The sequence below is a fragment of the Providencia sp. UF-224 genome (assembly GCF_058245955.1).
This window is the reverse complement of record NZ_JBSICC010000004.1, coordinates 20598-44249: the sequence shown is the minus strand read 5'-3', so window position 1 is coordinate 44249 and position 23652 is coordinate 20598. Positions and strand designations below refer to the sequence as shown.

Below are 23652 nucleotides of genomic sequence, written 5' to 3'. Positions count from 1 at the left end.
CAGTACAGAGACGCCGGTATAAACCGGCGTCATCTATTCGTTATATTTATACATTCTAAATCACTTTTAGGCGGGTGACTTATTTCTTTTCAATTTTTCTTCATCGCGTAAGTCTTTTCGTAGGATTTTTCCAACGTTTGATTTAGGCAATTCTTCACGAAATTCAAATATTTTAGGCACTTTATACGCGGTTAATGAACGACGGCAAAATGTTTTTAGCTCATCCCCCGTCAAATTCGCATTTTTCGTGACAACAAAAACTTTCACGGCTTCCCCAGTGCTTTCACTAGGTACGCCAATCGCCGCACATTCAATAACATCAGGGTGAGTTGCAATAACATCTTCAATTTCATTAGGATAGACGTTAAACCCTGAAACAATGATCATGTCTTTTTTGCGGTCGACAATGCGGATGTAACCTTCACTGTCGATTTCTGCGATATCGCCTGTCGCTATCCAACCATCAACGATTGCCTCAGCGGTAGAATCTGGGCGATTCCAATACCCTTTCATCACCTGCGGGCCTTTTACCCACATTTCACCGGGCTCACCCAGAGGGACTTCTTGGCCTTCATCATTAAGAAATTTCACATCGGTTGATGGAACCGGTAAACCAATACTACCACTGTATGCCGTAAGATTATATGGATTCCCTGTCACCAACGGCGAGCACTCAGTTAGACCATAACCTTCAAGTAAGTGTTTGCCTGTCAATTGTTGCCATTTTTCAGCCACCGCTTTTTGCACAGGCATCCCACCGCCTACTGACAATCTCAAGCGTGAGAAATCCAACTTTTGAAACTCAGCATTGTGGATCCACGCATTAAACAGCGTGTTAACCCCAGTTATTGAAGTGATAGGATAACGCCCCAGCTGCTTGACGGTATCAGGTACATCCCGTGGGTTAGTAATCAGTAAATTAACGCCCCCCACGTTGATGAAAAGCAAACAATTTACGGTTAACGCAAACACATGGTACAACGGTAACGCTGTCACCACGAACTCAGCACCAAATTTCAATACAGGGCCATATGCAGCTCTTGCTTGTTCTAGGTTAGCTAACATATTGCGATGGGTTAACATCGCCCCTTTCGCCACCCCAGTGGTCCCCCCGGTATATTGCAAGAAGGCCAAGTCACCGCCTGAAATATTGGGTTTAATGTATTGCATCCGGTAACCATAATGCATAGCACGGCGAAACGAGATGGCATCGGGTAAATTGTATTTGGGTACTAAGCGTTTTACGTATTTAACGACAAAATCAACAATTGTCGCTTTCGGCCGCGATAGTTGATCCCCCATACGGGTTAAAATCACATGTTTAACTTTGGTATTATAAACGATTTTTTCAAGCGTAGAGGCGAAGTTTGAGACAATCACAATCGCGGTTGTGCCGCTATCATTAAGCTGATGTTCTAACTCCCTTGGGGTATAGAGTGGGTTTACATTCACCACAACCATTCCCGCTCGCAATATTCCAAATAAAGCAATTGGGTACTGTAATAAGTTAGGCATCATTAAGGCAACACGGTCGCCTTTTTTAAGTCCCAGTCCATTTTGTAAGTAGGCAGCAAAGGCACGGCTTCTTTCTTCTAATTTCCGATACGTCATCACTGCGCCCATATTAATGAAAGCAGGCTGATCGGCATATTGAGAAACCGCGTTTTCCAGTAACTCTGCTAAAGAAGCGAAGCGATCAGGATTGATTTCTTCCGGCACATCAGCAGGGTAATTTTTTAGCCAGATTTTTTCCAAAATGTTGCTCCTGAATTTAGTGAAGTTATTATACCCAACGTCTCCTTAACAAATTATTAACTCATTGTACCAGTTTGAAAAACAGACAATGTCAAGGTTGAGAGGTCTATCACTAAATAAATTTTAGTCCCTTCAAGAAAAAATAAGGCGGCATCCGCCGCCCTGTTTTCTTAAATTTCGTTAATCAGATGTTAATCTGCATAAGTTATGCCTAATTATACACTGAACTTGACTAATTTTGGAGGTGTTATCAGAAGAATCTGCAACCAATTCAACTTGTAAGCATCATAATTGTAAGCTAATAAGAAATAAAATACCTTTTGATGAATTATTTACGTATTTTTATCTAATGCTATTTGCTTCTTAGCTAAATTGTTTGTTGCTTGCATTGATATCATACTATGAATGGCCATACCCAAAATAATACAAAAAACGCCTAATAGCGCTGTAGTCGAGGGTAATTGTGAGCCTAAAAGCAGCATTTCACCAAATAGAGTAAAAAGTACCTCACCTGACTGTGTTGCTTCTACGATTGCTAGCTGATTTGGCTGATTTTTCACGCTATTTGTTGCAGAAAAAAAGAGCAATGTTGCAATGACCCCCGAAAATAACGCGACAATAAACGAATAAGAAAGTTGAGCCATTGATGGCACTCCATGAGCTATCCCCCCATAAAGTGAAATAAGTAACCAAAACGGCAAACTTGCAAGGGTCATATTGAATACTCTTTCTGGTGTTTTGATTTCATCGTCACAAATTTGCATCATTTTGCGGTTACCTAATGGATACATAAATGCAGCCAATACCACGGGTAAAAAACCCGCAAGAACAGTAAATACACTCACTTGCGTGATTTGTTCCCAAAGCATTAAAAATACGCCAATGATAATCACACATGACCATTTTAGCTCCTTCCAAGGAATTCTTTTTTGAGCCGATGTTTTACTAAGAAAGGGTAATAATAAGGAACCTGCAATAATGGTAATTTGCCAACTACCCGCGACTAACCATCCTGGTGAATATACACTTGCAAATGTAAGTGGAGCATAAAACAAGCCGAAACCCACAGTACTCCAGATAAGGTACGCCCAGAAATGTTGAGATAAATGCCGCATACTGGCAGCTAATTGCCCTCTTATCGCAATAATGAAAAACAGAATTGGTGCCATCAAAATAAAACGCAAGGAAGCACTCCATAACCAGCTTCCCCCTCCAACCTCCATTGCCCGATTAAAGATAAAGGCTGAGGAAAAAAAGCATGAAGCCAGTAAGCCAAGCAGTATTGCGCGCACATTTTGCCCCTATTTATTTGTTTAATTGAACATTGGCTGGTAGTCTTTTGTGCGTTATAATGCACAAGGAAATCAGTGTATGTTATAACGCACAAGATTAATAGAGGTAATCGATGTCATTTCTCCTAAACCATATTGCGTTAACACTAAAATCAATACGCAAAGAAAAGGGCTGGAGTTTAGATAGAACGGCCCAAGAAACAGGGATCAGCAAAGCGATGTTAGGTCAAATCGAGCGAGAAGAAAGTAATCCTACCGTCTTGACTCTCTGGAAAATAGCGATGGGATTTCATACTTCATTAAGTCAATTCATCCCCTTAGAACCAGGTAATGACGGGACAATGCAACATGAAGATGAAACCGTTTCAGTCAAAAATATTAAGCCTTATTGCGATGTTCTCGGCTATGAAATATTAAAGATCACATTAAAAGCAAATTCTATTCACTCATCATGCGCCCATGATAAGGGCGTGGTTGAAGACATATTGCCTTTAAAGGATTCCGTATCAATTTCAATTAATGGTGAGATAAAAGATGTCGCGGCTGGAGAATGTTTACGCTTCAATGCTGATCAAGAGCATACGTACATTAATCGGCATCAGGCAGATGTGGAATTTTATAATATTATTCATTATCCATCATAATGAGACAAATTATGCCTAATAATAAAGCTGACATTCAGTACATGAATGCCAGCTTTAACAGAAATTGATGATTATTCAGTTAGGTAGGTATGGACTTGTGCAGGGCCTCCCGGATAACCGTAACCATAACCCCAAGGGTGATTATAGTAGTACGGGTCACCATAATAGCCGTAGCCCCATGGGCCTGATGGTGGGATCATCACGCTTTGTGCGACATTCCAACGTTGGAAGCCTGTCACATCTAAAGTGACATATTTATAAGGAACTTGCCCAACTTTCCCCTGCTGTTCTCCGGTAATTTTCCCAACAACAGTCACATAACGGTTCGTAAAGTCGCTTGGCTCACGGAAGCCATTAATATAGGCATAAATACGGCCAATAGATGGCGCATTGAGTTCAGGCGCAGCGTCATATTTACTTAGTGCCATCACCGCAATTTCTAAACGCGTCCGGGTAGGCTCGTTCGCCACGGCGAGTACTTTACCGCCAAAGCGCGCTTCCTGACCAATATACATTTCAGGTGCATTTTGTACAGATGTTAAGCTATCTGCTGGATTTTTCACTGACCCTTGAATTGATGCAGGTATCGAAACGCACCCGGTTAGTGCTAATACGCTTGCAATAAAAAGGCCTTTCAGTGCATTACGGCAGTTTAATTCAATGTTCATAGACTACCTCCGATTAGCAACAGTATAAATTCAGGTCATACGGTTTAAAATAGTCTGTAGCAAAGAAGACACGATATGTTAAATCGGATAGATGTAAATAGGATACTTATTAATCATATCCTATATTTATGAAGGATTCGATGTGTTTTTTTATCCATCAAAAAAAGGCTATTTGTGAAAAATAGCCTGTTTATTTTAATGGTTTTGTCGTTAGACTTATTCGCGGCCTGGAAGTTTTTTCCACGTCACTTCATTACGTAAATAGGTCGGCTCCACATTTTCAACTGCAACGGTTTTACCTTGAAGCCATAATTCCACAGCAATAGGCAGCATATCTTGTGCAGCAGGCAGGGTTATTTGGCTGTTATTGAGAGATTCATAACCGTCTAGTAATGATGGATATGCTTCCCACCCTGTTCCTGCATAACTCCATTGCCCTGAAATACCAGCAAATTTGGTTTTAAAGTCATCAGGTAATAAGACAGCTTCTGTTTCTTCGCCCTGCCAAACACCCTCAGCAGTACGTGAATACTGTGCACAATAGATTTCAGACATACGGGCATCTATCGCCACCAGCACGTTTGATTGGTTGGTTGTACGAAATACCCCTTGCGCCAAGGTCATCAGCGATGACACGCCAATCATCGGTAAATCAGCTCCGAGTGCTAAACCTTGAGCAATGCCCACACCAATACGCACACCGGTAAAACTTCCCGGCCCGCGGCCAAATGCGAGTGCATCTAGTTGATTTAAAGTGACACCCGCCTCTGCTAGCACTTCCTCGACCATCGGTAAAACTTTTTGCGTGTGTTCGCGAGGTGAAATAGCAAAACGTGAGATAATGTCATCACCACATAATAGTGCGACAGAACAGGCTTCAGTTGCTGTATCGACAGCAAGAATACGACTCGACATGCCTAAACTCCGGCAAATTAACAGATTTCAATTGAAAGATGCGGCTTATAGTAGCATAAACCGCCGACAGGATTGCAGAAAAACACGCAGTTATTTCGCGGCGGCCTGTGCCTTTTTTTCCGCGAGAAAATTTATCGCCTTGGTTAAGCTGCGTGTCCGTGGTGATGGCGGCAAGCTGCGCAAAAATACTTCACCATAAGGACGCGTGACTAAGCGATTATCGCAAATCACTATCACCCCGTAATCACTGGTATCACGAATTAAACGCCCCACCCCTTGTTTTAAGGTGATCACCGCATCAGGTAATTGCACATCCGCGAATGGATCACCACCGCGTAGTTCACAATCTTCAATACGCGCTCTTAATAGTGGGTCATCGGGTGCGGTAAAGGGGAGTTTATCGATGATCACACAGGTTAACTCATCACCACGCACATCTACGCCTTCCCAAAAGCTACTCGTCGCGACTAACACCGCATTACCTGCGGCAATAAACTGTGCAAGTAATTTATTTTTGCTGCTTTCCCCCTGCATCATCACAGGCAGGGTCAACGAGGCTTTGAACTCTTCAGCCAGCTCTCGCATCATTAAGTGAGACGTACAGAGAAAAAAACAGCGCCCCTGATTTTTTTCAATCAACGGCCGCAACATGGTTGCCAACTTCTGCGCGCTACCCCGTTGATTTGGTTCAGGCAGAAAACGCGGGACACACAGCATCGTTTGGCTTTCGTAATCAAAAGGACTGGCTAACAACAACGTTTTTGCTTTAGTGAGCCCTAAACGATCCGTAAAATGGCTCAACTTTTCATTCACAGACAGCGTCGCAGAGGTAAACACCCAGCTCGCTGGCGTACCCGCTATCATTTCGCTAAATTTATCTGCAACTGTAAGGGGCGTTAACGCAAGTAAAAAATGACGTCCATAACTTTCGAACCAATAACTGTAGCCGGGAATGGTGACATCTTTTAAACGATTCAATCGGTTACGGTAAATAGTCACGCGCTCAAAAATAGAGTCTAAACTTTGGGAACGCCCTAACGACGTTTTTATGACTTCATAACAAAGTTCTAAGGAATCATCGAGCAAGGTTAAGGCACGCTGAACTTCATTCAGTTTTAATAAATCACGCAAATTGCCACGGAAACTGTTTTCCCCCAAATTCAAGCGAAAATCTAAAGTACTCTGTGTCAGTCTATCCGCACTTTTTTGCAGTTGAACTTGGTCTTTCAATTCCGTGCGATAGGTCATTATCATATCGCGAGCAAGATCGAGTAACTGCCGGCTACTGAGTTGTTGCCCAAAATATTGGCTAGCAATATCAGGAATTTGGTGGGCTTCATCGAAGATCATGACATCGGCTTGCGGGATCAACTCCCCAAACCCAGTGTCTTTAACGACACGATCCGCCATAAACAAGTGATGGTTAACCACCACGACATCCGCTTCTAGCGCTTTTCGGCGCGCTTTTAACACAAAACATTCTTGGTAACGCGGGCAGTCACTACCAAGGCAGTTGTCGTTGGTGCTAGTGACTAGCGGCCAAACTGGGCTATCTTCTGCAATATCATGGCAAGTGCTGGTATCACCTAGCTCAGATTCAATAGACCAACTGCGCAATCGCACCACGGCGGATAAAATTTCCGGCTCTAAGCTCCCGCCACCTAGTGATTGCTGATCTAACCGTTCTAAGCACAAGTAGTTCGAGCGCCCTTTTAGTAAAGCTGTGCGCCCGGTGTAATTCATCGCATTAATAATCGTTGGCAGGTCACGGTGATAAAGTTGATCTTGCAGTGCTTTTGACCCCGTGGAAACAATCACTTTTTTACCGCTTCTTAGCGCTGGTACTAAATACGCATAGGTTTTCCCTGTTCCAGTACCCGCTTCTGCAACTAAAACATGTTGTTGTTCAATGGCCTCTGTGACTGCATTAGACATCGTCACCTGCGCGGCACGCGGTTGAAAGCCTGAAATTGTTTTAGCCAAGAAGCCGTCAGCAGAAAAGTCGTCGTGCACTACAAAAACCTATTTGTCAGCAAAAATAAGACGCTCACTTTACCATGAGTTATTCCTCTGTGCTGTTCTAATTATGGTTTCATTGATCAAGCGATTTTCATCCCGTCCGCAAGCTGCTATCCTTGAACAGAATAAATAATAAGGAATAATTATGACTATTAAACGTATTGACCCCGATAATCGTTGGTCTGAAGCTGTTATTCACAATAATGTGATTTATTACACCAGTGTTCCCGAAAATTTGGATGCGGATATTGTCGCTCAAACCGCGAATACATTAGCCGCTATTGACGTGATGTTAGAGCGTGTCGGTTCTGATAAGAGTAAAATTCTTGATGCCACTATTTTCCTTGCGGATAAAGCGGACTTTGCGGGAATGAACCAAGCATGGGATGCATGGGTTGTCGCAGGTAGCGCACCTGTTCGTTGTACGGTTCAAGCCCTACTGATGAAACCCGAATACAAAGTTGAAATCAAAGTTGTTGCGGCAATTGATTAAGCCAACGTCCTCATAGAGAAAAGGGCTACCATTTTTGGTAAGCCCTTTTTTGTTTGTGGTGTAGCTAGGCGGCAATCGCGCTAATCCCAAGGAGCATACAGTAGTATGTGACTTGGGTTAGCAAGTGCAGCCAACAACGCTACAGCACAAAATATAACGCGTATTAGGACATCTTAATCAACACCATACCTAACAACAGCAACACTATTCCACCCCAGCCTTTATAATTCAGCCGTTGGTTAAACAGTATCCACCCTGCTGCCACTGTTGCGATGATCCCAAATGCCCCCCAGAGCGCATAAGCGATGGATAGCTCAATACCTTTTACCGCTTGTGCGAGAGAGCTAAATGCCCCCAGTACGGCTACTAGCGAGAGGATCCCAAGCCAATATCGTTTAAAGCCATTCGACATTTTTAACAAGATATTCGCAATGATTTCCAATACAACGGCTAGGATCAAAAACGCAGCATGCCACCATTCAAAATGACTGGCCATATTACGCCTCCGACTTAGCTTCGCGTCCAACTAAAGCACTTGATTTGGCTGCGTTGACCGCATGTTGAGTGGCTTGTTTTACTTTTTGAGCCGATCCGCGAACTGTTGCTTTTTTGGTTCCTGATTTAATCAGACCAATACCGGTGATCAGTAATACTAATCCACCTATTTTCATTGGTGACAAGGTTTCGCCAAACCACATAACGCTGAAGGTAGTAATAAACAAAATACCGATACCTTCCCAAAGTGCGTAAGCAACACCTAATGCGACTTTTTTTACCGCGATAGCAAGAAGAATGTAAGAAGTGGCTATCATCACGTACATGACCACCATACCGGTGAAATCGCCGCTCACACTGGCGTGTTTCATTGATAAGGTACCAATAACTTCAGTTACGATAGCTAATATTAAAAATATCCAATAAATCATTATAATATCTCTCTATATACAGCCGCGTCACAGCCTGTTTTTTGTACAGATCATGCAAACAGAAAGCGTTAACGCAGTTGTTGAAAATTCAAATAAAAACAATACGATGCTGATTTTATTCAGCGAAATGAATATTCGAGAGAGACGCTATAATGCACCACACCAGTAGTGTTCACTGGAAAGGATAGCTGAAAGGAAAAGCCTGTGTGTCGTTCTTTTTTGGGACTTGCTGATCTTGCCGCTAGTTGAGCTAAGCATGATATCTTATTCTTTTCATCAGGCGGACATCCACCCAATTTACTCCGAACCCTCATGTTGATAGTTGATTACAGCATATTTTTAGCATGCCTTTTTTATTAAGTCAATGAATACAAACACCTTTTATATTGCATAAAAATATGCATACTTATTCATTAATATGCTAACTAACCCTAGAGCCATCAAGCTTCAACCGAATATCCAACCGTTATTTCGACATTTTCTTTTAGTGTTTTTTAATAAAAAAATTTATTTTTACCACTTTTTTGACTTTGCTAGCCCAATGCGTGCGCTGTTTGATCTTTCACATTGACAAGCTAAAGGAACAAGCTTCTTATAGTAACCATATGATTGAGTTACACCAAAGAGAGAGACATGAACACCTTCAGCCTAACCTCCAATAGCTTTCAAAATGCCGCAGACGCAACGCCACTCCCTTATGATGTCGTATCTATTCAATCCCAAGTGATTTATGGCAGTGTAGGAAACAGTATCGCCGTTCCCGCGCTGACCAAGCAAGGTTTACGTGTCGCTGCAATTCCAACCGTCGTATTAAGTAATACTCCTCACTATCCAACCTGCTATGGTGGTGAATTACCGGGGGAATGGTTTCGGGGCTATTTAAACGGTTTTGTGGAACGCGGTAGCTTAGACTCCGTCAGGTCAATTCTAACGGGTTATTTAGGTTCACCAGACAAAGCGCGGGATTTAGCAGATTGGCTGGAAAAAGTGCGTGAACAGCGCCCTACATTACCAGTCATTGTCGACCCAGTAATGGGAGATGAAGATAGCGGTTTTTATATTCCACCTGAAATTGCGGATGTCTATCGTGACAAAGTGATCCCATTAGCAACAGGCATTATCCCGAATAAATTCGAATTGATGACCTTAAGTGGGCAGCAGGTTAATGACTTAGACGAAGCGATTATTGCCGCTCGCAGCTTATTAAAAGGCCATACACAATGGGTCATTATTACCAGTGCCTTCCAACCTGATGACGATAATATTGAAGTGGTCTGTGTGACGAAAGATGATGTTGCCGTGATCCGCCATAAACGTTACCCTGTCACGCCAAAGGGAACAGGTGATTTATTTGGGGCGGAACTGACGGCACAACTCCTTGCTGGCCTATCCGTCCCTGATGCCGCAAAAATGGCATGTTTACGTATCGAACAAGGGATCATCCATATGGTGGCAACGGGTCGCAGTGAATTAGTGCTTTAACTTATTTCGATGAGCCATAAAAAAAGCCAAACTCGACGGTTTGGCTTTTATCAATAAATCGCGTTTAGTTATCGCTTATTCAAACTCATTCCAAGAACGACCATCGCGGGCAATCATTGCAACAGAGGCAATTGGCCCCCACGTACCTGCTTGGTATGGTTTTGGTGCTTCGTTGTCCATCGCCCATGCATCCATGATGGAGTCCACAAATTTCCATGCTTCTTCGACTTCATCACGACGAACGAATAACGCTTGAATGCCCCGCATTGCTTCAAGCAACAGGCGCTCATAGGCATCAGCCAAGTGAGTTTGGTTGAACGTTTCAGAGAAACTTAAGTCCAGCTTTGTGGTTTGTAAGCGGTGTTTATGATCAAGACCCGGCGCCTTGTTCATAATTTCGATATCAATCCCTTCATCTGGCTGCAAACGAATAGTCAGTTTGTTTTGTGGTAAATCTTGATAGCTTTCTGAGAAAATATTCAGCGCAGGTTTTTTAAAGTAAACAACTACTTCTGAACATTTTGCTGGTAGGCGTTTACCTGTACGTAAATAGAAAGGTACACCTGCCCAACGCCAATCGTCGATATCCACACGCAGTGCAACGAATGACTCCGTCATGCTCTGCTTGTTAGCGCCCTCTTCTTCAAGGTAGCCTGGCACTTTTTTACCTTGAACAAAACCAGATGTATATTGCCCACGAACCGCTTTTTCACGCACATTTGTATGGTCAATGCGACGTAATGAACGCAGCACTTTTACTTTTTCATCACGAATACGGTCAGTAGTTAAATCCGCAGGTGGGGACATGGCAATCATGGTCAGGATTTGCAGTAAGTGGTTTTGGATCATGTCGCGCATTTGACCTGCTTGGTCAAAATAACCCCAACGACCTTCAATTCCAACTTCTTCTGCAACGGTAATTTGCACGTGGTCGATAGTGCGATTATCCCAGTTATTAATAAATAACGAGTTTGCAAAACGCAGCGCTAATAAGTTTAAAACTGTCTCTTTGCCCAGATAGTGGTCAATACGATAAACTTGGCTTTCATCAAAGTATTTTGCCACTTCGTTATTGATTTCTTGGGAAGATTCCAAATCGGTACCTAATGGTTTTTCCATTACCACACGGTTTGGTTTTTTGTTTAATTTTGCGTGGCCAAGGCCTTGGCACATGGCACCGAATGTACTCGGCGGCATAGCAAAGTAATGAATCGCAGGATGTGAGTCTTGCTTTAGCATATCCGCTAAACGCACAAAACTGTCTGTTTCGTTAACGTCTAAATTACAGAAATCTAAGCGGGCACTGAGTTTTTCCCACAATGCTGAATCGAGTTCTTCTTTTAAGAATTTGTCTAACGCTTCTTTAACGAATTCGACATAATCAGCTTGTGTCCAATCTGCACGGCCTACACCGATGATTCGGGTATCAGGGTGGATGTAACCCGCCTTTTCCAACTGATATAAAGAAGGAAGCAGCTTACGACGCGCGAGGTCTCCCTTGGTACCGAAAATAATTAAGTCACAAGCTTGAGCAGCATTATGTACCGCCATATTGGTTCTCCTCAATTTGCGGAATCTAAGGCCTAACTAGGATAGACCTTATTGTAATTTTGTTAAAATTAGCCCTAATTCCGCTAATGTACCCTGTTGCTGGTGTTCAGTAAATCTTCATGATACTGATCACAGTTTTTATGCTGAAAAAAGCAGCATATCATTGTTCTTAACTGTCATTATACACTTTATGCCATCCTACCCATAAAACTTACTCAAAAACTGAAAGGAGCCAGCTTCTGAAATAAAATGACAAAAAAAGTACCCAACTTACTGAGGTGAAAATTAGATACGCTTCAAAGTTTCATAAAAAAGCTGCCATTGATCACCCGCATTCAGATAGTCTACTTACCCTACATAGTATATTTTCACTCTAAGTGATTGCCTCACGACAGCAAGCTATAATCAAACATAACATAGCGTGATGGCAGAAAAATTTCTCCTTTTGATGAAATAGGCGCTTTTGCTATATGAATATTTTAGAACAAATGAAAACCAGCCTCGATTTTTTAAGTAAATCGGAGAAAAAAGTGGCTGAAGTGATTTTAGGGATGCCACAGCGCGCTATTCATCTCAGTATCGCAGCTCTTGCACAATTAGCTGATGTCAGTGAACCTACCGTTAACCGATTTTGCCGGAAAATGGACACCAAAGGCTTTCCAGATTTTAAACTTCGCCTTGCCCAAAACCTTGCTAATGGCACGCCCTACGTTAACCGCCATATAGAAGAGACGGATACAGTAAACACCTACACGCACAAGATTTTTGAGTCTGCGATGGCGGGGCTTGACCATGTGAAGCATACCCTCGATATCAGCGCGGTTAACCGTGCTGTTGACTTACTCACTCAAGCTCGAAAAATTAGTTTCTTTGGTTTTGGTGCCTCCGCTGCCGTGGCACACGATGCGATGAATAAGTTTTTCCGTTTTAATATTCCTGTCATGTATTTTGATGATATTGTCATGCAGCGCATGAGCTGTATGAATAGTACTGAAGGGGATGTGATTGTGTTGATTTCCCACACAGGAAGAACCAAAGCCCTTGTCGATATGGCTCAATTGGCGAGACAAAATGACGCAATTGTCATCGCAATTACCTCAGAAAACTCTCCACTGGCACAAGCCGCTTCGTTGTCTATCATTATTGATGTCCCAGAAGATACTGATATGTACATGCCAATGGTTTCTCGAATGGCACAACTTGCTGTTATTGATGTCTTAACAACTGGGTTTACGTTAAGAAGAGGTGAAAAATTTAGAGATAACTTGAAGCGCGTCAAAGAAGCCTTGCGTGATTCGCGGTTTGATAACGTCTAAAGCTAAAACTGGCAGGATAAAGTGTCTTTCTATGCTTATCGGGCTTTAATAGTTTTACAGACCTGATAGCATTAAGAAATTCGCAGTATATAATAGCTGTGTTCGTGTCAGCATCCCTATTTGCAGTAAACAGGTTTCGAAATGGGGTGAAATGGTTTCACCCTTTTATCAACGCCATTACAGGTCAACGGAGTCATACATGTCTAGACGGCTTAGAAGAACTAAAATTGTTACAACCCTTGGTCCAGCTACCGATCGTGATAATAACCTCGAAAAAATCATCAATGCAGGTGCCAACGTTGTTCGCCTTAACTTCTCCCACGGAACTCCAGAAGACCATCAATTACGTGCTAATAAAGTGCGTGAAATCGCCGCTCGTTTAGGTCGCCATGTTGCGATCCTCGGTGATTTACAAGGTCCAAAAATTCGTGTTTCTACGTTTAAAGACGGTAAAGTTTTCTTAAATATCGGTGATAAATTCATTCTTGATGCCAACTTAGGCAAAGGTGAAGGTGACCAGCAAAAAGTCGGCATCGACTATAAAGGGTTACCTGCTGACGTTGTTCCTGGCGATATCCTGCTACTCGATGATGGGCGCGTTCAATTAAAAGTCCGTGAAGTACAAGGTTTGCAAGTCTTTACTGAAGTAACTGTGGGTGGTCAATTATCAAATAACAAAGGTATCAATAAATTAGGCGGTGGCCTTTCCGCTGAAGCATTAACTGACAAAGATAAAGAAGACATCAAAACCGCAGCGAAAATTAACGTCGACTACTTAGCCGTCTCCTTCCCGCGCTCTGGTGAAGATTTAGATTACGCACGCCGTTTAGCCCGCGATGCAGGTTGTGAATGCCAAATTGTCGCAAAAGTTGAGCGTGCAGAAGCCGTCGCAAACGACCAAGTGATGGATGAAGTTATCCTTGCTTCTGATGTTGTGATGGTCGCTCGTGGTGACTTAGGCGTAGAAATTGGTGACCCAGAACTTGTCGCGGTTCAGAAAAAACTGATCCGCCGTTCACGTCAATTAAACCGCGTGGTTATCACTGCAACCCAAATGATGGAGTCGATGATAACTAACCCAATGCCAACCCGTGCAGAAGTCATGGACGTGGCAAATGCGGTATTAGATGGCACAGATGCGGTAATGTTATCTGCCGAAACTGCCGCAGGCCAATACCCAGCAGAAACCGTTGCCGCTATGGCACAAGTTTGTTTTGGTGCAGAAAAAATGCCAGGCTTAAACGTGTCTAAACACCGTTTAGATGCTGAATTCAGTAGCCCAGAAGAAGCCATTGCGATGTCAACGATGTACGCTGCTAACCACCTGAAAGGCGTGAAAGCGATTATTGCGATGACTGAATCAGGCCGTACAGCACGGATGATGTCCCGCATCAGCTCTGGCTTGCCTATTTTTGCTATGTCGCGCCATGAAAAAACACTGAACCAATGTTCCCTGTATCGTGGTGTTACCCCTGTGTTCTGTAGCACACACACTGATGGTATTGAAGCTGCGGCGGAAGCAGTTACGCGTTTACGTGATAACGGCTATTTAATGAGTGGTGATATTGTCCTCGTGACCCAAGGTGACTTAATGGGTACAGTCGGAAGCACTAACACTTGTCGTATCTTAGAAGTCGAATAATCTTCCCACCCCGCTCAACCGAGCGGGGTTCTTTTGCCTATCTCCTTTTTTAATTTCCTTTTTCGACCTTAAGTCATAATGAAACCATAACATTGTGCCAAAATTCGATATATTAAATCTTATATAACGCTAGTTTGATCGGTATCATCAATCCCTCTCGTTCTTTTCGCTGTAATGGCGACAATATTTACTTATTAAAATAATAAAGGAAACATAGCAATGCACCGTCGTTCTTCATTGGCGCTACTCCTCTTCTCCCCTTTTTCATTGGCTTCTTTAAGTAATGTCTCAGATGTCATCGTGGTAAACTCCACGATGCCAAACCAGCAGGCCATGACATCCACATCTCTTTCTATCAGTAAAGAAATGATGGAAGTACAAGGCAGCTTGAACCTAGCAGATGTTTTACAAAACACCCCTGGTATTCAACTACGTTACGGTGGACAAGGTGTCCCACAACTTGATATTCGGGGATATAAGTCTCGTCACATCACATTTTTAGTCAATGGTGTCCCTCAAAATAATGCATGGAATAGCCAATTTGACCCACAACTGATCCCAGTAGAACAAATTGAACGCGTCGATATCATCAAAGGAGGTTCAGGTTCACTGTTATATGGTGCGGGCGGCTTTGGTGGTGTGATCAATGTGATTACTCATGGGCAATATACTCCAAAAACACGCGTTTCTCTGGGCGCTGGGAATGGTGAACATTATAATTTAAGTGGCAGTACTTCAGGTATAACCGATTCACTTGGATACACCGCGAGTTATGTTTTCGATAGCCGTAATGGATTCCCTATGTCTAGTCATTTTGATCCCTTAAACCAGCAAGGCAAAGGATTACGAGAAAATAGCGATAGTAAAAGCCATGCAATATCGACCTCGTTAAGTTGGCAAGCGACTGAACTCACTCAACTTGGACTTAATATCGATTATCATCGAGATAATTGGGGTGTACCCGATAAATTAAATCGGGGTGGAAACGGCGGTGGAAATGGCGGTGGAAACGGCGGCGGAAACGGCGGCGGAAACGGCGGCGGAAACGGCGGTGGAAACGGCGGTGGAAACGGCGGCGGAAACGGCGGTGGAAACGGCGGTGGAAATGGCGGTGGAAACGGCGGCGGAAACGGCGGTGGAAACGGCGGTGGAAATGGTGGTGGTAACGGCGGTGGAAATGGCGGTGGTAACAACGCTGTTCATAACGCCTTAGTGCCAACTAACAATAATACTAAACAAAATAATAAATATCAGCGTGTTAACCCTTCAGAGCATTACAATATTCAAACTACATTTGATACACAATTAACCGATGCAAATACATTGCGTGGCTATACATGGTACTCACGTGAAGCCCGAGATATCCATTATAAACATTATGCTTTCCCTGGTGATCAGCGCACTGTTAGTCAAAGCTATGGTGGTAACCTGCAATGGGTTTACTCACAAGAAAATCATACAATCACTAATGGATTACGTATTTTCCAAGACAACTGGCGCTGCACGGGCGAATGTGGGACTGAAAACCAACATCGCACAATTGACCAGCAAGAATGGGTAGTAGAATATCAATATCACCCCGTAAAAACCTATGGAATTGCAGTTGGTGGAGGTGGTTACCACAATAATCCCGCTAACAGTGTTGATTATGCTGGGCAAATTTCTGCTTTTTGGTACCCTGCTGAAGATACACGCTTATATAGCTCTGCATCTCATCGTGTTCGTTACCCTGATCTGCGCCAGTTATATGAAACTGAGTTTGGTAACTCATCTTTAAAACCAGAAACCTCTAACTATTATGAGATTGGTTTAGAGCAACTCATTTTTACGGATCTACAACTGCATTTAAGCCTATATTCAAGCGATATTTATGATTATATCGAGAAAGCAACGACTGACACTGGTGAACGTTATGAAAACTTTGATCACTACCGCTTTCAAGGTATCGAAACAGACTTGAGCTACGTTATCACCGACGGTATTGACGTAACTGTGGGTTATTCTTGGTTAAAAGCCAAAAATAAAGGGAATGATAACTCAAAATCTGCTTTGCAAGGTCGCCCAAAACACAGTGTAGCCATTGGATTAAACGCAGATTTACCTCTCGATATGCATGCCTCTATCCAAGCGCAATCATTTTGGGATAGCGTGCAATATCAAGGTAAAACGCAAACACCCGTTAAGTTAGATAATTATCAATTAGTGGATTTCAGCTTGTCTGGCATTTCACCATGGAAACCTGTCACTTGGCAATTTACCGTCAAAAACCTCTTCGATAAAGACTACGAGCAAGCACTGAACTTCCCTCGTCCAGGCAGAGAATGGTTCTTCCAAGTAAAAACTGAATTTTGATGGAAATACATATGTTAAGACAAACTAGACGTTCATTATTATTGCTGGCAATGCTTATATTTTTAACGCCATTGCACAGCATTGCGCAGCCTACACAAGAAAAAACCGTGCGAGTGGCCGTTATTGGGGGCATGGTTTACGCTGATTTATGGCGCCAAATTGCTCAGCGTTTTGAGGAAAAAACAGGTTATGAAGTTCAAGTGGTCATATCAGGTGAGCGCCCTGAACTTAAAGAAGCTATTGAGCTTGGCAATGTTGATTTACTGACTATGCACTCAGGGGATATTACCACAGATCTCGTTGCTGATGGTCATGGTATCAACATGCGTCCATGGACACGCAACGACCTTGTTATTTGGGGGCCAAGTTCTGATCCTGCGGGTATTCGAGGCATGAAGGATGGCGCTGCGGCTTTAGCAAAAATTGCCAATACTCAGTCACCTTGGATCGATTTTCAAGGGATAGGCCCTCGTGAAATGGCACATAACTTATGGCGAAAAGCAGGCGTAAAACCTGTTGGTGATTGGGTGCTAAAGGATGATTTACGTGGTGGGCCGAATTTTCTGCAACAGGTCGCTGACCGCAATGCTTACATTATTACAGGGCGAATGCCAGTCTATGTTGGAAAGTGGAAAGCTAACGATAAAATGGCTATTCTTGTTGACCAAGATCCGACTATGCGCCGGCCATATATTGTTATGGAAACGAATCCCATTCGTCACCCGAACGTCAATTATCAAGGGGCTAAAGCACTTGCCGATTTTCTATTAAGTCAAGAAATTCAAGTTTTTTTAGCTAGTTACGATGGTGTAGTCAATGATGGCAGGCCATTATTTTATCCCGTTTGGCCTTATGCTGACATAGACAAGTAGTTACACAAAAGGCAGCTAGAATTGGCTGCCTATACCCTATCCCTGCTTTCAAGACTTCGCTAGTTTCCATTTTGCATAAGCATCGCTGATCACCGCAGCGATTTTATCGTAATTTTCCCAGCTGTTTTCGACATGATATGTAGAAGGGAGCTCGCCTTGCAAAACGCGCTCATAATCATCGAAATACCCACCTTCTTCCGCAGCGTAATAGAATTCAGTGAATTCGTTACCTTCATCATTTAAATCTTCACTGATGAATTTTTCATCACACATAGACATTAAAAATTCGCGGCCATCCAATTTACGCGATTTAACTAACGCAATTTCATCCTCTGACTCTTCAAGGTGAAACTCGCCCACTAAATCATTTTGAATAATCCACGTAAGGTAAAAACCGATGTGTGTTCCACCGTTTTCAGTTGGGAGCCCTTCAGGGTAATCGCCGCCATAGTGCCAATCCATACGATCAATTGCCATTGCTTTTCACGCCTTCATTATTATTTATCAACGAAGATTACTATACAGGGTTCAATTCATTTAATAGATAGGAAATTAGGAAATAACGCGACGAATTTTCATTGTTTTGTATAAAAAGCCACCACATGGTGTGGTGGCTTTTATGTGTTTATTTTACACAGTTATCGATATAAATCCTTACGTTGGTAAGGCTCTATTTCCCCTTCTTTGCGGGTTTTCAATAACTTTAGGATCCAGGTGTATTGCTCTATATTTGGTGAAACAAGGAATTCAAGCTCTTCGTTCATTCTACGTGCGATGTATTCATCATCTTTACCATCGATATCATCCATAGGTTCACGAATATAGATATGTAGCTGATGCGTTTTATGGTCATACACTGGAAATAATGGAACAATTTTCGCCTTACAAACTTTCATTAAACGCCCAATGGCAGGGAGTGTGGCTTTGTATGTACCAAAGAAATCGACAAATTCACTGTGCTCTTCACCATGGTCTTGGTCTGGAAGATAAAAGCCCCAGTACCCTTGCCTGACCGATGCAATAAACGGCTTTATACCCGCTTCCCGTGAATGAAGGCGGCCACCAAAATGATAACGTGCTTTATTCCACAGATAATCAGCAACAGGATTTTTCTGGTGGTGAAACATCGCGGCCATTTGCTGCCCTTTGGCGGCTAATAACATCGCAGGCGCATCCACCGCCCAACCATGTGGCACCATAAAAATTACATTGCTTTTTTGCGCCTGTAACTGAAGAATGATTTCTTCGTTATGCCAATGTGTGCGAGCCAGTGTTTTGTTTGCGCCACGAATACATAACTCAGCCAACATAACAAAAGATTGGGGAGCAGTTTCAAACATGCGGTCAACTAAATCTTCTCGTTGTTCCTCTGTATATTCAGGGAAGCAATAAAGTAAGTTGATTTTCGCACGGCGACGGGCACTTTTCGCTATCCGCCCTACCCATTTACCTATTTTCGCCAGCACGGGATCACGCACTTTAACAGGAACATAAGCAAGGCCTGCAAATACTGCAGCTCCAAACCAAACGCCCCAATATTTAGGCAATAAATAGGAACGGTGGAATGTTGGCACATAACCTTTTTTACTGTCTGTGTCTTTATCTTTATTCATACTGCACTCAAGTGAATAATGGCTATATTTTTATAGCTTAAAATAATGATTTATGGAAGCATTTCAAAAAAAACTGGCAGATACAAGTACCTGCCAGTTATGAAGAAGAAGAAGAATATATTACAGCTTCAGTTGAGGTTTTGTTTCTTTAACTAATGCTAAATATTCTTTACGCTCTTTACCTGTTAACCCGCCTGAACTTGGTAGTTTAGCAGTTAAAGGGTTAACCGCTTGCTGATTCACCCACATTTCAAAATGCAAGTGCGGCCCAGTCGAACGCCCTGTATTGCCTGATAATGCGATGCGATCACCACGTTTGACTTTTTGACCTGGCTTAACAAGTAATTGACGTAAGTGCATATATCGAGTGGTGTATTGGCGACCATGGCGAATAGCAATGAAGTTTCCTGCCGCACCACTGTATTTCGATACAATTACTTCGCCGTCACCAACAGCTAAAACGGGTGTTCCAACTGGCATCGCAAAATCGACACCTTTATGGGGGGCAACCCGACCTGTTACAGGGTTAACACGGCGAGGGTTAAATTGAGAGGAAACTCTAAATTGTTTAGCGGTTGGAAAACGCAAGAAACCACGTTCTAAGCCATTTCCTTCGCTATCATAGTACTTACCATCTTCAGCTCGGAACGCAAAATAACTTTTGCCATTGGTTTGCAAACGCACACCAACAAGCTGGCTTTGTTCACTGCGGCCATTGAGCATTTCACGGCTCATTAATACACTGAATTTATCGCCTTTTTTCAGTTTACGAAAATCCACTTGCCATTGCAGAGCCTTGATAACCTCACGGCCTTCATTACGAGTTAAACCTGCCTTACTGGTGCTTTGTGCGAAAGAACCGTCAACGGTGCCTGTTAAGACACTGTTAGTCCATTCACCTGTACGAACCTGCTTAACTTCTTCGAATTTATTTGTCGCGCCTACACGGTTAAATACCCGCGTTTCGCGGCGATTCACTTCCCATGTTAACGATTCTAATTCGCCTTGCTCCGTTAAAGACCAATTTAACGTTTGGCCAATCTTTAAATTTCTTAATGACTTATGTTGATTTGAAAGTGTTGCAACATCCCCAGCTTCGATACCAAACTGAGTTAAAATCGTTGTTAAATTATCGCCACTCGCAACAACATATTCATGAGCTAGCGGTGTTGTATCACCACCAGCTTCGTCCGCTTCTGCATCCGTATCAGCCACACCTTCATCAGGCAGTTGATCACTACTATCTTGGATAATGTCATCTGTGGCATCTGTAGAGGGTAATAATGCAAGAGGAATGATGGTATCAGGTGTACCATCATTATCAGAAGTGGTTGGAATATGTACTGGCCGCCAAATTGCGACGGCCATGGTAGCGACTGTAAGTGTACTTAACACAATTTTGTGAGTTCTAGACAGGCTACCATATACCTGAGCCAGACCTTTGGCCATTTGCTGCACTTAAACAATTCCTTCTATTTTTAATTCAGGCAGCTGGCGTATTGTTCTGACAATTGTGTCAAAAACTTCATGTAGCTATCTGGTCCAAGAGCCAGCCCAATTCCGAGTGGGTCGAGAGTTCCCATTTTGACTCCCGTATTACGTGCTACACTTTCAATCACAGCAGGCCTGAATTGTGGCTCAGCAAAAACACATTGTGCTTTATGCTCAACCAGTTGTATTCGTATTTGATGTAATTTCTGCGCACCAGGCTGTATTTCTGGGTTTATCGTAAAATGCCCTAAAGGGGCGAGCTGATAGTGTTTTTCAAAGTAACCATAGGCGTCGTGAAAAACAAAATAACCCTTATTCATAGCTGGCTGTAAAATACTAGCAATTTTTTGATCATTTTGCGTCATATTTTCTCTGAATTTACGAAGGTTTACGTCTAGCTTATCTTTTTGGTCAGGATAAAGCTCTACTAAGCGATCGTGAATGTCCTGTGCGGCGAAATTTGCTATCTCTGGGGATAACCAGATGTGCATATTATACTCACCATGATGATGATGTTCGTGATCCTTGTCATGATTAGCTTCATCAGCATGTTCATGATCGTGTTCATCTTCATGTGACTCGGCCATAAGTCGTGATTTAATATTTGCTTGTTCCGCTAATGCCAGACGTTTATTCTGAGGTAACGTATTGATAGGCTTTTGTAAAAACATTTCCATATCAGGTCCTACCCACACGAATAAGTCAGCTTGTTTAATTTTTTTCAAATCAGAAGGTTTTAATGCGTAATCATGGGGTGATGAGCCGTCTGGCAGTAAAACTTGCGTCTCTGTCACGCCATCAGCAATACCGGATGCAATAAAAGCTAATGGGCGAATTGATGTAACGACATCTGCATTCGCAGTAGACGCCATTGTCGCACTTAATACGGAGGTTGCCACCGCCCCAAAAATAAATTTGCGAGCAATGTGTTTCGATTTATGTATCATAGCAGTCTTTTTCCGTGATTTTAATTTTGAAATGTTATAATATAACACAACATGATTTCTGCAAGATGTTTTTCATATGCAACCATTACTGACTTTAAATAAAATTTCTGTTTCATTTGGCGAAAAGCAGGTCCTCAAAGATGTCTCCTTTGAACTTAATAAAGGCGATATCGTGACGCTTTTAGGGCCAAATGGTGCAGGAAAATCAACCATAGTACGTGTCGTTCTAGGGCTACTTCCACCGACATCAGGCACAATTAAACGCGCCTCGTCACTTGCTATTGGTTATGTACCGCAAAAGCTCCATCTAGATACCACGCTCCCCTTAACGGTGAAGCGTTTTATGCTACTTAAACTCGGGGTTCGCCAAGAACATTTATTGCCTGCACTTGAGCGTGTTAAAGCCACTCACCTTCTAGACCAACCGATGCAAAAATTATCGGGTGGTGAAACGCAGCGAGTCTTATTAGCTCGTGCGTTGCTTAATAAACCTGACCTTCTTGTGCTTGATGAGCCAGCGCAAGGTGTTGATATAACTGGCCAAGTTGCACTATATGATTTAATTAACCAATTAAGATCAGAGCTTGGTTGCGCCGTGCTTATGGTTTCCCACGACTTACATTTAGTGATGGCTAAAACAGATAAAGTTCTCTGTATTAATGGCCATATCTGCTGCTCTGGTGCGCCTGATGTCGTATCCAACCATCCTGAATTTGTTGCTATGTTCGGCTACCGTGGCGCGCAACAACTGGGGGTATATCGTCATCAACATAACCACCAACATGATTTAGAAGGTAATATTATTAACGGCCACCAACACAGCAAGGACTGCAAGCATGATTGAGTTATTATTACCTGGCTGGATAGCAGGCATGTTACTTGCTGTCGCCGCGGGGCCTTTAGGCTCCTTCGTGGTTTGGCGACGCATGTCCTATTTTGGCGATACTTTAGCGCATGCATCTTTATTGGGTGTTGCCTTTGGGTTATTACTGAATATCAACCCGTTTTATGCTGTTATTGCCGTTACACTTTTACTTGCCTTAATTTTAGTTTGGCTCGAAAAACGCCCACAACTCGCCGTTGATACATTACTCGGAATTATGGCACATAGCTCACTATCACTTGGTTTAGTGGTTGTCAGCTTAATGGCAAATGTCCGCGTTGACCTGATGGCATATTTATTTGGCGACCTACTTTCCGTTAGCTATGAAGATATTATCACGATATTTATTGGTGTGATTGTCGTTTGCGGATTGCTTTTTTATCGTTGGCGGGCGCTTTTATCCATAACCGTTAGCCCTGAGCTTGCTTTTGTCGATGGCATCAATATCCAACGCTTGCGTTTATTACTCATGTTAGTAACCGCATTAACCATTGGTATTGCCATGAAGTTTGTGGGTGCGCTAATTATTACTTCGCTATTAATTATTCCAGCGGCAACCGCCCGCCGTTTTGCCCGTACACCAGAGCAAATGGCATTTGTCGCGGTATTAATTGGCATGATATCTGTCACGGGTGGGTTAGCATTTTCTGCATTTTATGACACACCAGCAGGCCCTTCTGTCGTCCTGGTTTCTGCCATTTTATTTGTGCTGAGTTTAACCGTTAAAGCAAAAAACTAATTGGTGAACCCCACGTTTAATTCACGCCATTGTTTATTTTGAACAATGGCGT

21 protein-coding genes are annotated in these 23652 nt (G+C 42.8%); 9 read left to right on the top strand and 12 right to left on the bottom strand.

Annotated elements, in window-relative coordinates:
- Window positions 1-66: 66 nt before the first annotated feature.
- Together fadD and AC4IFO_RS05535 are read right to left on the bottom strand one after the other, a co-directional pair.
- Window positions 67-1755, bottom strand: a complete 1689-nt coding sequence (fadD, locus tag AC4IFO_RS05540) for a long-chain-fatty-acid--CoA ligase FadD (protein WP_219248341.1) — start codon at window positions 1753-1755, stop codon at window positions 67-69.
- 332 nt (window positions 1756-2087) lie between these two features.
- Entirely contained in the window at window positions 2088-3047 is a 960-nt protein-coding gene (locus tag AC4IFO_RS05535) for a DMT family transporter (RefSeq protein WP_490732497.1), read from the bottom strand.
- 113 nt (window positions 3048-3160) lie between these two features.
- On the opposite strand from AC4IFO_RS05535, the gene AC4IFO_RS05530 reads away from it, so the two are divergent.
- Window positions 3161-3691 carry a helix-turn-helix domain-containing protein gene (locus AC4IFO_RS05530; protein WP_490732495.1) on the top strand — a complete coding sequence of 177 codons (531 nt, stop codon included), beginning with the start codon at window positions 3161-3163 and terminating at the stop codon, window positions 3689-3691.
- 71 nt (window positions 3692-3762) lie between these two features.
- On the opposite strand, the gene AC4IFO_RS05525 is transcribed toward AC4IFO_RS05530, so the two are convergent.
- The 3 genes from AC4IFO_RS05525 to yoaA form a co-directional block, all read right to left on the bottom strand.
- Window positions 3763-4359, bottom strand: coding sequence for a Slp family lipoprotein (locus AC4IFO_RS05525; protein ID WP_490732493.1), 597 nt, complete (start codon window positions 4357-4359; stop codon window positions 3763-3765).
- A gap of 216 nt (window positions 4360-4575) precedes the next feature.
- Entirely contained in the window at window positions 4576-5274 is a 699-nt protein-coding gene (gene tsaB, locus AC4IFO_RS05520; protein ID WP_490732491.1) for a tRNA (adenosine(37)-N6)-threonylcarbamoyltransferase complex dimerization subunit type 1 TsaB, read from the bottom strand.
- Window positions 5275-5364: 90 nt separating this feature from the next.
- Window positions 5365-7287, bottom strand: a complete 1923-nt coding sequence (gene yoaA, locus AC4IFO_RS05515; RefSeq protein WP_490732489.1) for a DNA repair helicase YoaA — start codon at window positions 7285-7287, stop codon at window positions 5365-5367.
- Window positions 7288-7438: 151 nt separating this feature from the next.
- Between yoaA and AC4IFO_RS05510 the strand changes: the two genes are divergently transcribed.
- Window positions 7439-7786, top strand: coding sequence for a RidA family protein (locus tag AC4IFO_RS05510; RefSeq protein WP_110591678.1), 348 nt, complete (start codon window positions 7439-7441; stop codon window positions 7784-7786).
- A 163-nt stretch (window positions 7787-7949) separates the two neighbouring features.
- Here AC4IFO_RS05510 and mdtI read toward each other — a convergent pair whose 3' ends face one another.
- Entirely contained in the window at window positions 7950-8282 is a 333-nt protein-coding gene (gene mdtI, locus AC4IFO_RS05505; protein ID WP_042843883.1) for a multidrug/spermidine efflux SMR transporter subunit MdtI, read from the bottom strand.
- Window position 8283: 1 nt separating this feature from the next.
- A complete protein-coding gene (gene mdtJ, locus AC4IFO_RS05500) occupies window positions 8284-8712 on the bottom strand; it encodes a multidrug/spermidine efflux SMR transporter subunit MdtJ (RefSeq protein WP_206084191.1) in 429 nt (142 codons plus the stop codon).
- A gap of 633 nt (window positions 8713-9345) precedes the next feature.
- Between mdtJ and pdxK the strand changes: the two genes are divergently transcribed.
- Entirely contained in the window at window positions 9346-10194 is an 849-nt protein-coding gene (gene pdxK, locus AC4IFO_RS05495; RefSeq protein WP_490732486.1) for a pyridoxine/pyridoxal/pyridoxamine kinase, read from the top strand.
- Window positions 10195-10269: 75 nt separating this feature from the next.
- Here the strand turns inward: pdxK and zwf are convergent, their stop codons facing one another.
- A complete protein-coding gene (zwf, locus tag AC4IFO_RS05490; protein ID WP_206084185.1) occupies window positions 10270-11745 on the bottom strand; it encodes a glucose-6-phosphate dehydrogenase in 1476 nt (491 codons plus the stop codon).
- A 470-nt stretch (window positions 11746-12215) separates the two neighbouring features.
- On the opposite strand from zwf, the gene AC4IFO_RS05485 reads away from it, so the two are divergent.
- From AC4IFO_RS05485 to AC4IFO_RS05470, 4 genes are all read left to right on the top strand, one after another.
- Window positions 12216-13061 (top strand): MurR/RpiR family transcriptional regulator, encoded by an 846-nt coding sequence (locus tag AC4IFO_RS05485; RefSeq protein ID WP_490732484.1) that lies wholly within the window; start codon window positions 12216-12218, stop codon window positions 13059-13061.
- A 199-nt stretch (window positions 13062-13260) separates the two neighbouring features.
- Complete coding sequence (gene pyk / locus AC4IFO_RS05480) at window positions 13261-14703, top strand: pyruvate kinase (RefSeq protein ID WP_206084183.1); 1443 nt, start codon at window positions 13261-13263, stop codon at window positions 14701-14703.
- Window positions 14704-14922: 219 nt separating this feature from the next.
- On the top strand, window positions 14923-17055 hold the full coding sequence (locus AC4IFO_RS05475) for a TonB-dependent receptor (protein ID WP_490732482.1): 2133 nt from the start codon (window positions 14923-14925) through the stop codon (window positions 17053-17055).
- A gap of 11 nt (window positions 17056-17066) precedes the next feature.
- Window positions 17067-17927 (top strand): ABC transporter substrate-binding protein, encoded by an 861-nt coding sequence (locus AC4IFO_RS05470; protein ID WP_490732480.1) that lies wholly within the window; start codon window positions 17067-17069, stop codon window positions 17925-17927.
- Between the two features lie 48 nt (window positions 17928-17975).
- Here the strand turns inward: AC4IFO_RS05470 and AC4IFO_RS05465 are convergent, their stop codons facing one another.
- The 4 genes from AC4IFO_RS05465 to znuA form a co-directional block, all read right to left on the bottom strand.
- A complete protein-coding gene (locus AC4IFO_RS05465) occupies window positions 17976-18404 on the bottom strand; it encodes a DUF7832 domain-containing protein (protein ID WP_490732478.1) in 429 nt (142 codons plus the stop codon).
- A gap of 161 nt (window positions 18405-18565) precedes the next feature.
- Complete coding sequence (gene lpxM / locus AC4IFO_RS05460; RefSeq protein ID WP_490732476.1) at window positions 18566-19540, bottom strand: lauroyl-Kdo(2)-lipid IV(A) myristoyltransferase; 975 nt, start codon at window positions 19538-19540, stop codon at window positions 18566-18568.
- Between the two features lie 120 nt (window positions 19541-19660).
- Window positions 19661-20998 carry a murein DD-endopeptidase MepM gene (mepM, locus tag AC4IFO_RS05455; RefSeq protein WP_490732474.1) on the bottom strand — a complete coding sequence of 446 codons (1338 nt, stop codon included), beginning with the start codon at window positions 20996-20998 and terminating at the stop codon, window positions 19661-19663.
- Window positions 20999-21018: 20 nt separating this feature from the next.
- Complete coding sequence (znuA, locus tag AC4IFO_RS05450) at window positions 21019-21978, bottom strand: zinc ABC transporter substrate-binding protein ZnuA (protein ID WP_490732472.1); 960 nt, start codon at window positions 21976-21978, stop codon at window positions 21019-21021.
- 76 nt (window positions 21979-22054) lie between these two features.
- On the opposite strand from znuA, the gene znuC reads away from it, so the two are divergent.
- Window positions 22055-22822, top strand: coding sequence for a zinc ABC transporter ATP-binding protein ZnuC (gene znuC / locus AC4IFO_RS05445; RefSeq protein ID WP_490732470.1), 768 nt, complete (start codon window positions 22055-22057; stop codon window positions 22820-22822).
- Complete coding sequence (gene znuB, locus AC4IFO_RS05440; protein ID WP_490732468.1) at window positions 22815-23600, top strand: zinc ABC transporter permease subunit ZnuB; 786 nt, start codon at window positions 22815-22817, stop codon at window positions 23598-23600. Before znuC ends, znuB begins: the two co-directional genes overlap by 8 nt.
- The last annotated feature ends 52 nt before the right edge of the window (window positions 23601-23652 follow it).

What these genes read in the sequence shown, in the direction of transcription:
- AC4IFO_RS05470 (WP_490732480.1), top strand. Translation starts at nt 17,067, where the DNA reads ATGTTAAGACAAACTAGACGTTCATTATTATTGCTGGCAATGCTTATA.
- znuC (WP_490732470.1), top strand. Translation starts at nt 22,055, where the DNA reads ATGCAACCATTACTGACTTTAAATAAAATTTCTGTTTCATTTGGCGAA.
- tsaB (WP_490732491.1), bottom strand. Translation starts at nt 5,274, where the DNA reads ATGTCGAGTCGTATTCTTGCTGTCGATACAGCAACTGAAGCCTGTTCT.
- AC4IFO_RS05510 (WP_110591678.1), top strand. Translation starts at nt 7,439, where the DNA reads ATGACTATTAAACGTATTGACCCCGATAATCGTTGGTCTGAAGCTGTT.
- pyk (WP_206084183.1), top strand. Translation starts at nt 13,261, where the DNA reads ATGTCTAGACGGCTTAGAAGAACTAAAATTGTTACAACCCTTGGTCCA.
- zwf (WP_206084185.1), bottom strand. Translation starts at nt 11,745, where the DNA reads ATGGCGGTACATAATGCTGCTCAAGCTTGTGACTTAATTATTTTCGGT.
- znuA (WP_490732472.1), bottom strand. Translation starts at nt 21,978, where the DNA reads ATGATACATAAATCGAAACACATTGCTCGCAAATTTATTTTTGGGGCG.
- AC4IFO_RS05485 (WP_490732484.1), top strand. Translation starts at nt 12,216, where the DNA reads ATGAATATTTTAGAACAAATGAAAACCAGCCTCGATTTTTTAAGTAAA.
- AC4IFO_RS05530 (WP_490732495.1), top strand. Translation starts at nt 3,161, where the DNA reads ATGTCATTTCTCCTAAACCATATTGCGTTAACACTAAAATCAATACGC.
- AC4IFO_RS05475 (WP_490732482.1), top strand. Translation starts at nt 14,923, where the DNA reads ATGCACCGTCGTTCTTCATTGGCGCTACTCCTCTTCTCCCCTTTTTCA.
- AC4IFO_RS05525 (WP_490732493.1), bottom strand. Translation starts at nt 4,359, where the DNA reads ATGAACATTGAATTAAACTGCCGTAATGCACTGAAAGGCCTTTTTATT.
- mdtJ (WP_206084191.1), bottom strand. Translation starts at nt 8,712, where the DNA reads ATGATTTATTGGATATTTTTAATATTAGCTATCGTAACTGAAGTTATT.
- lpxM (WP_490732476.1), bottom strand. Translation starts at nt 19,540, where the DNA reads ATGAATAAAGATAAAGACACAGACAGTAAAAAAGGTTATGTGCCAACA.
- pdxK (WP_490732486.1), top strand. Translation starts at nt 9,346, where the DNA reads ATGAACACCTTCAGCCTAACCTCCAATAGCTTTCAAAATGCCGCAGAC.
- AC4IFO_RS05465 (WP_490732478.1), bottom strand. Translation starts at nt 18,404, where the DNA reads ATGGCAATTGATCGTATGGATTGGCACTATGGCGGCGATTACCCTGAA.
- mdtI (WP_042843883.1), bottom strand. Translation starts at nt 8,282, where the DNA reads ATGGCCAGTCATTTTGAATGGTGGCATGCTGCGTTTTTGATCCTAGCC.
- znuB (WP_490732468.1), top strand. Translation starts at nt 22,815, where the DNA reads ATGATTGAGTTATTATTACCTGGCTGGATAGCAGGCATGTTACTTGCT.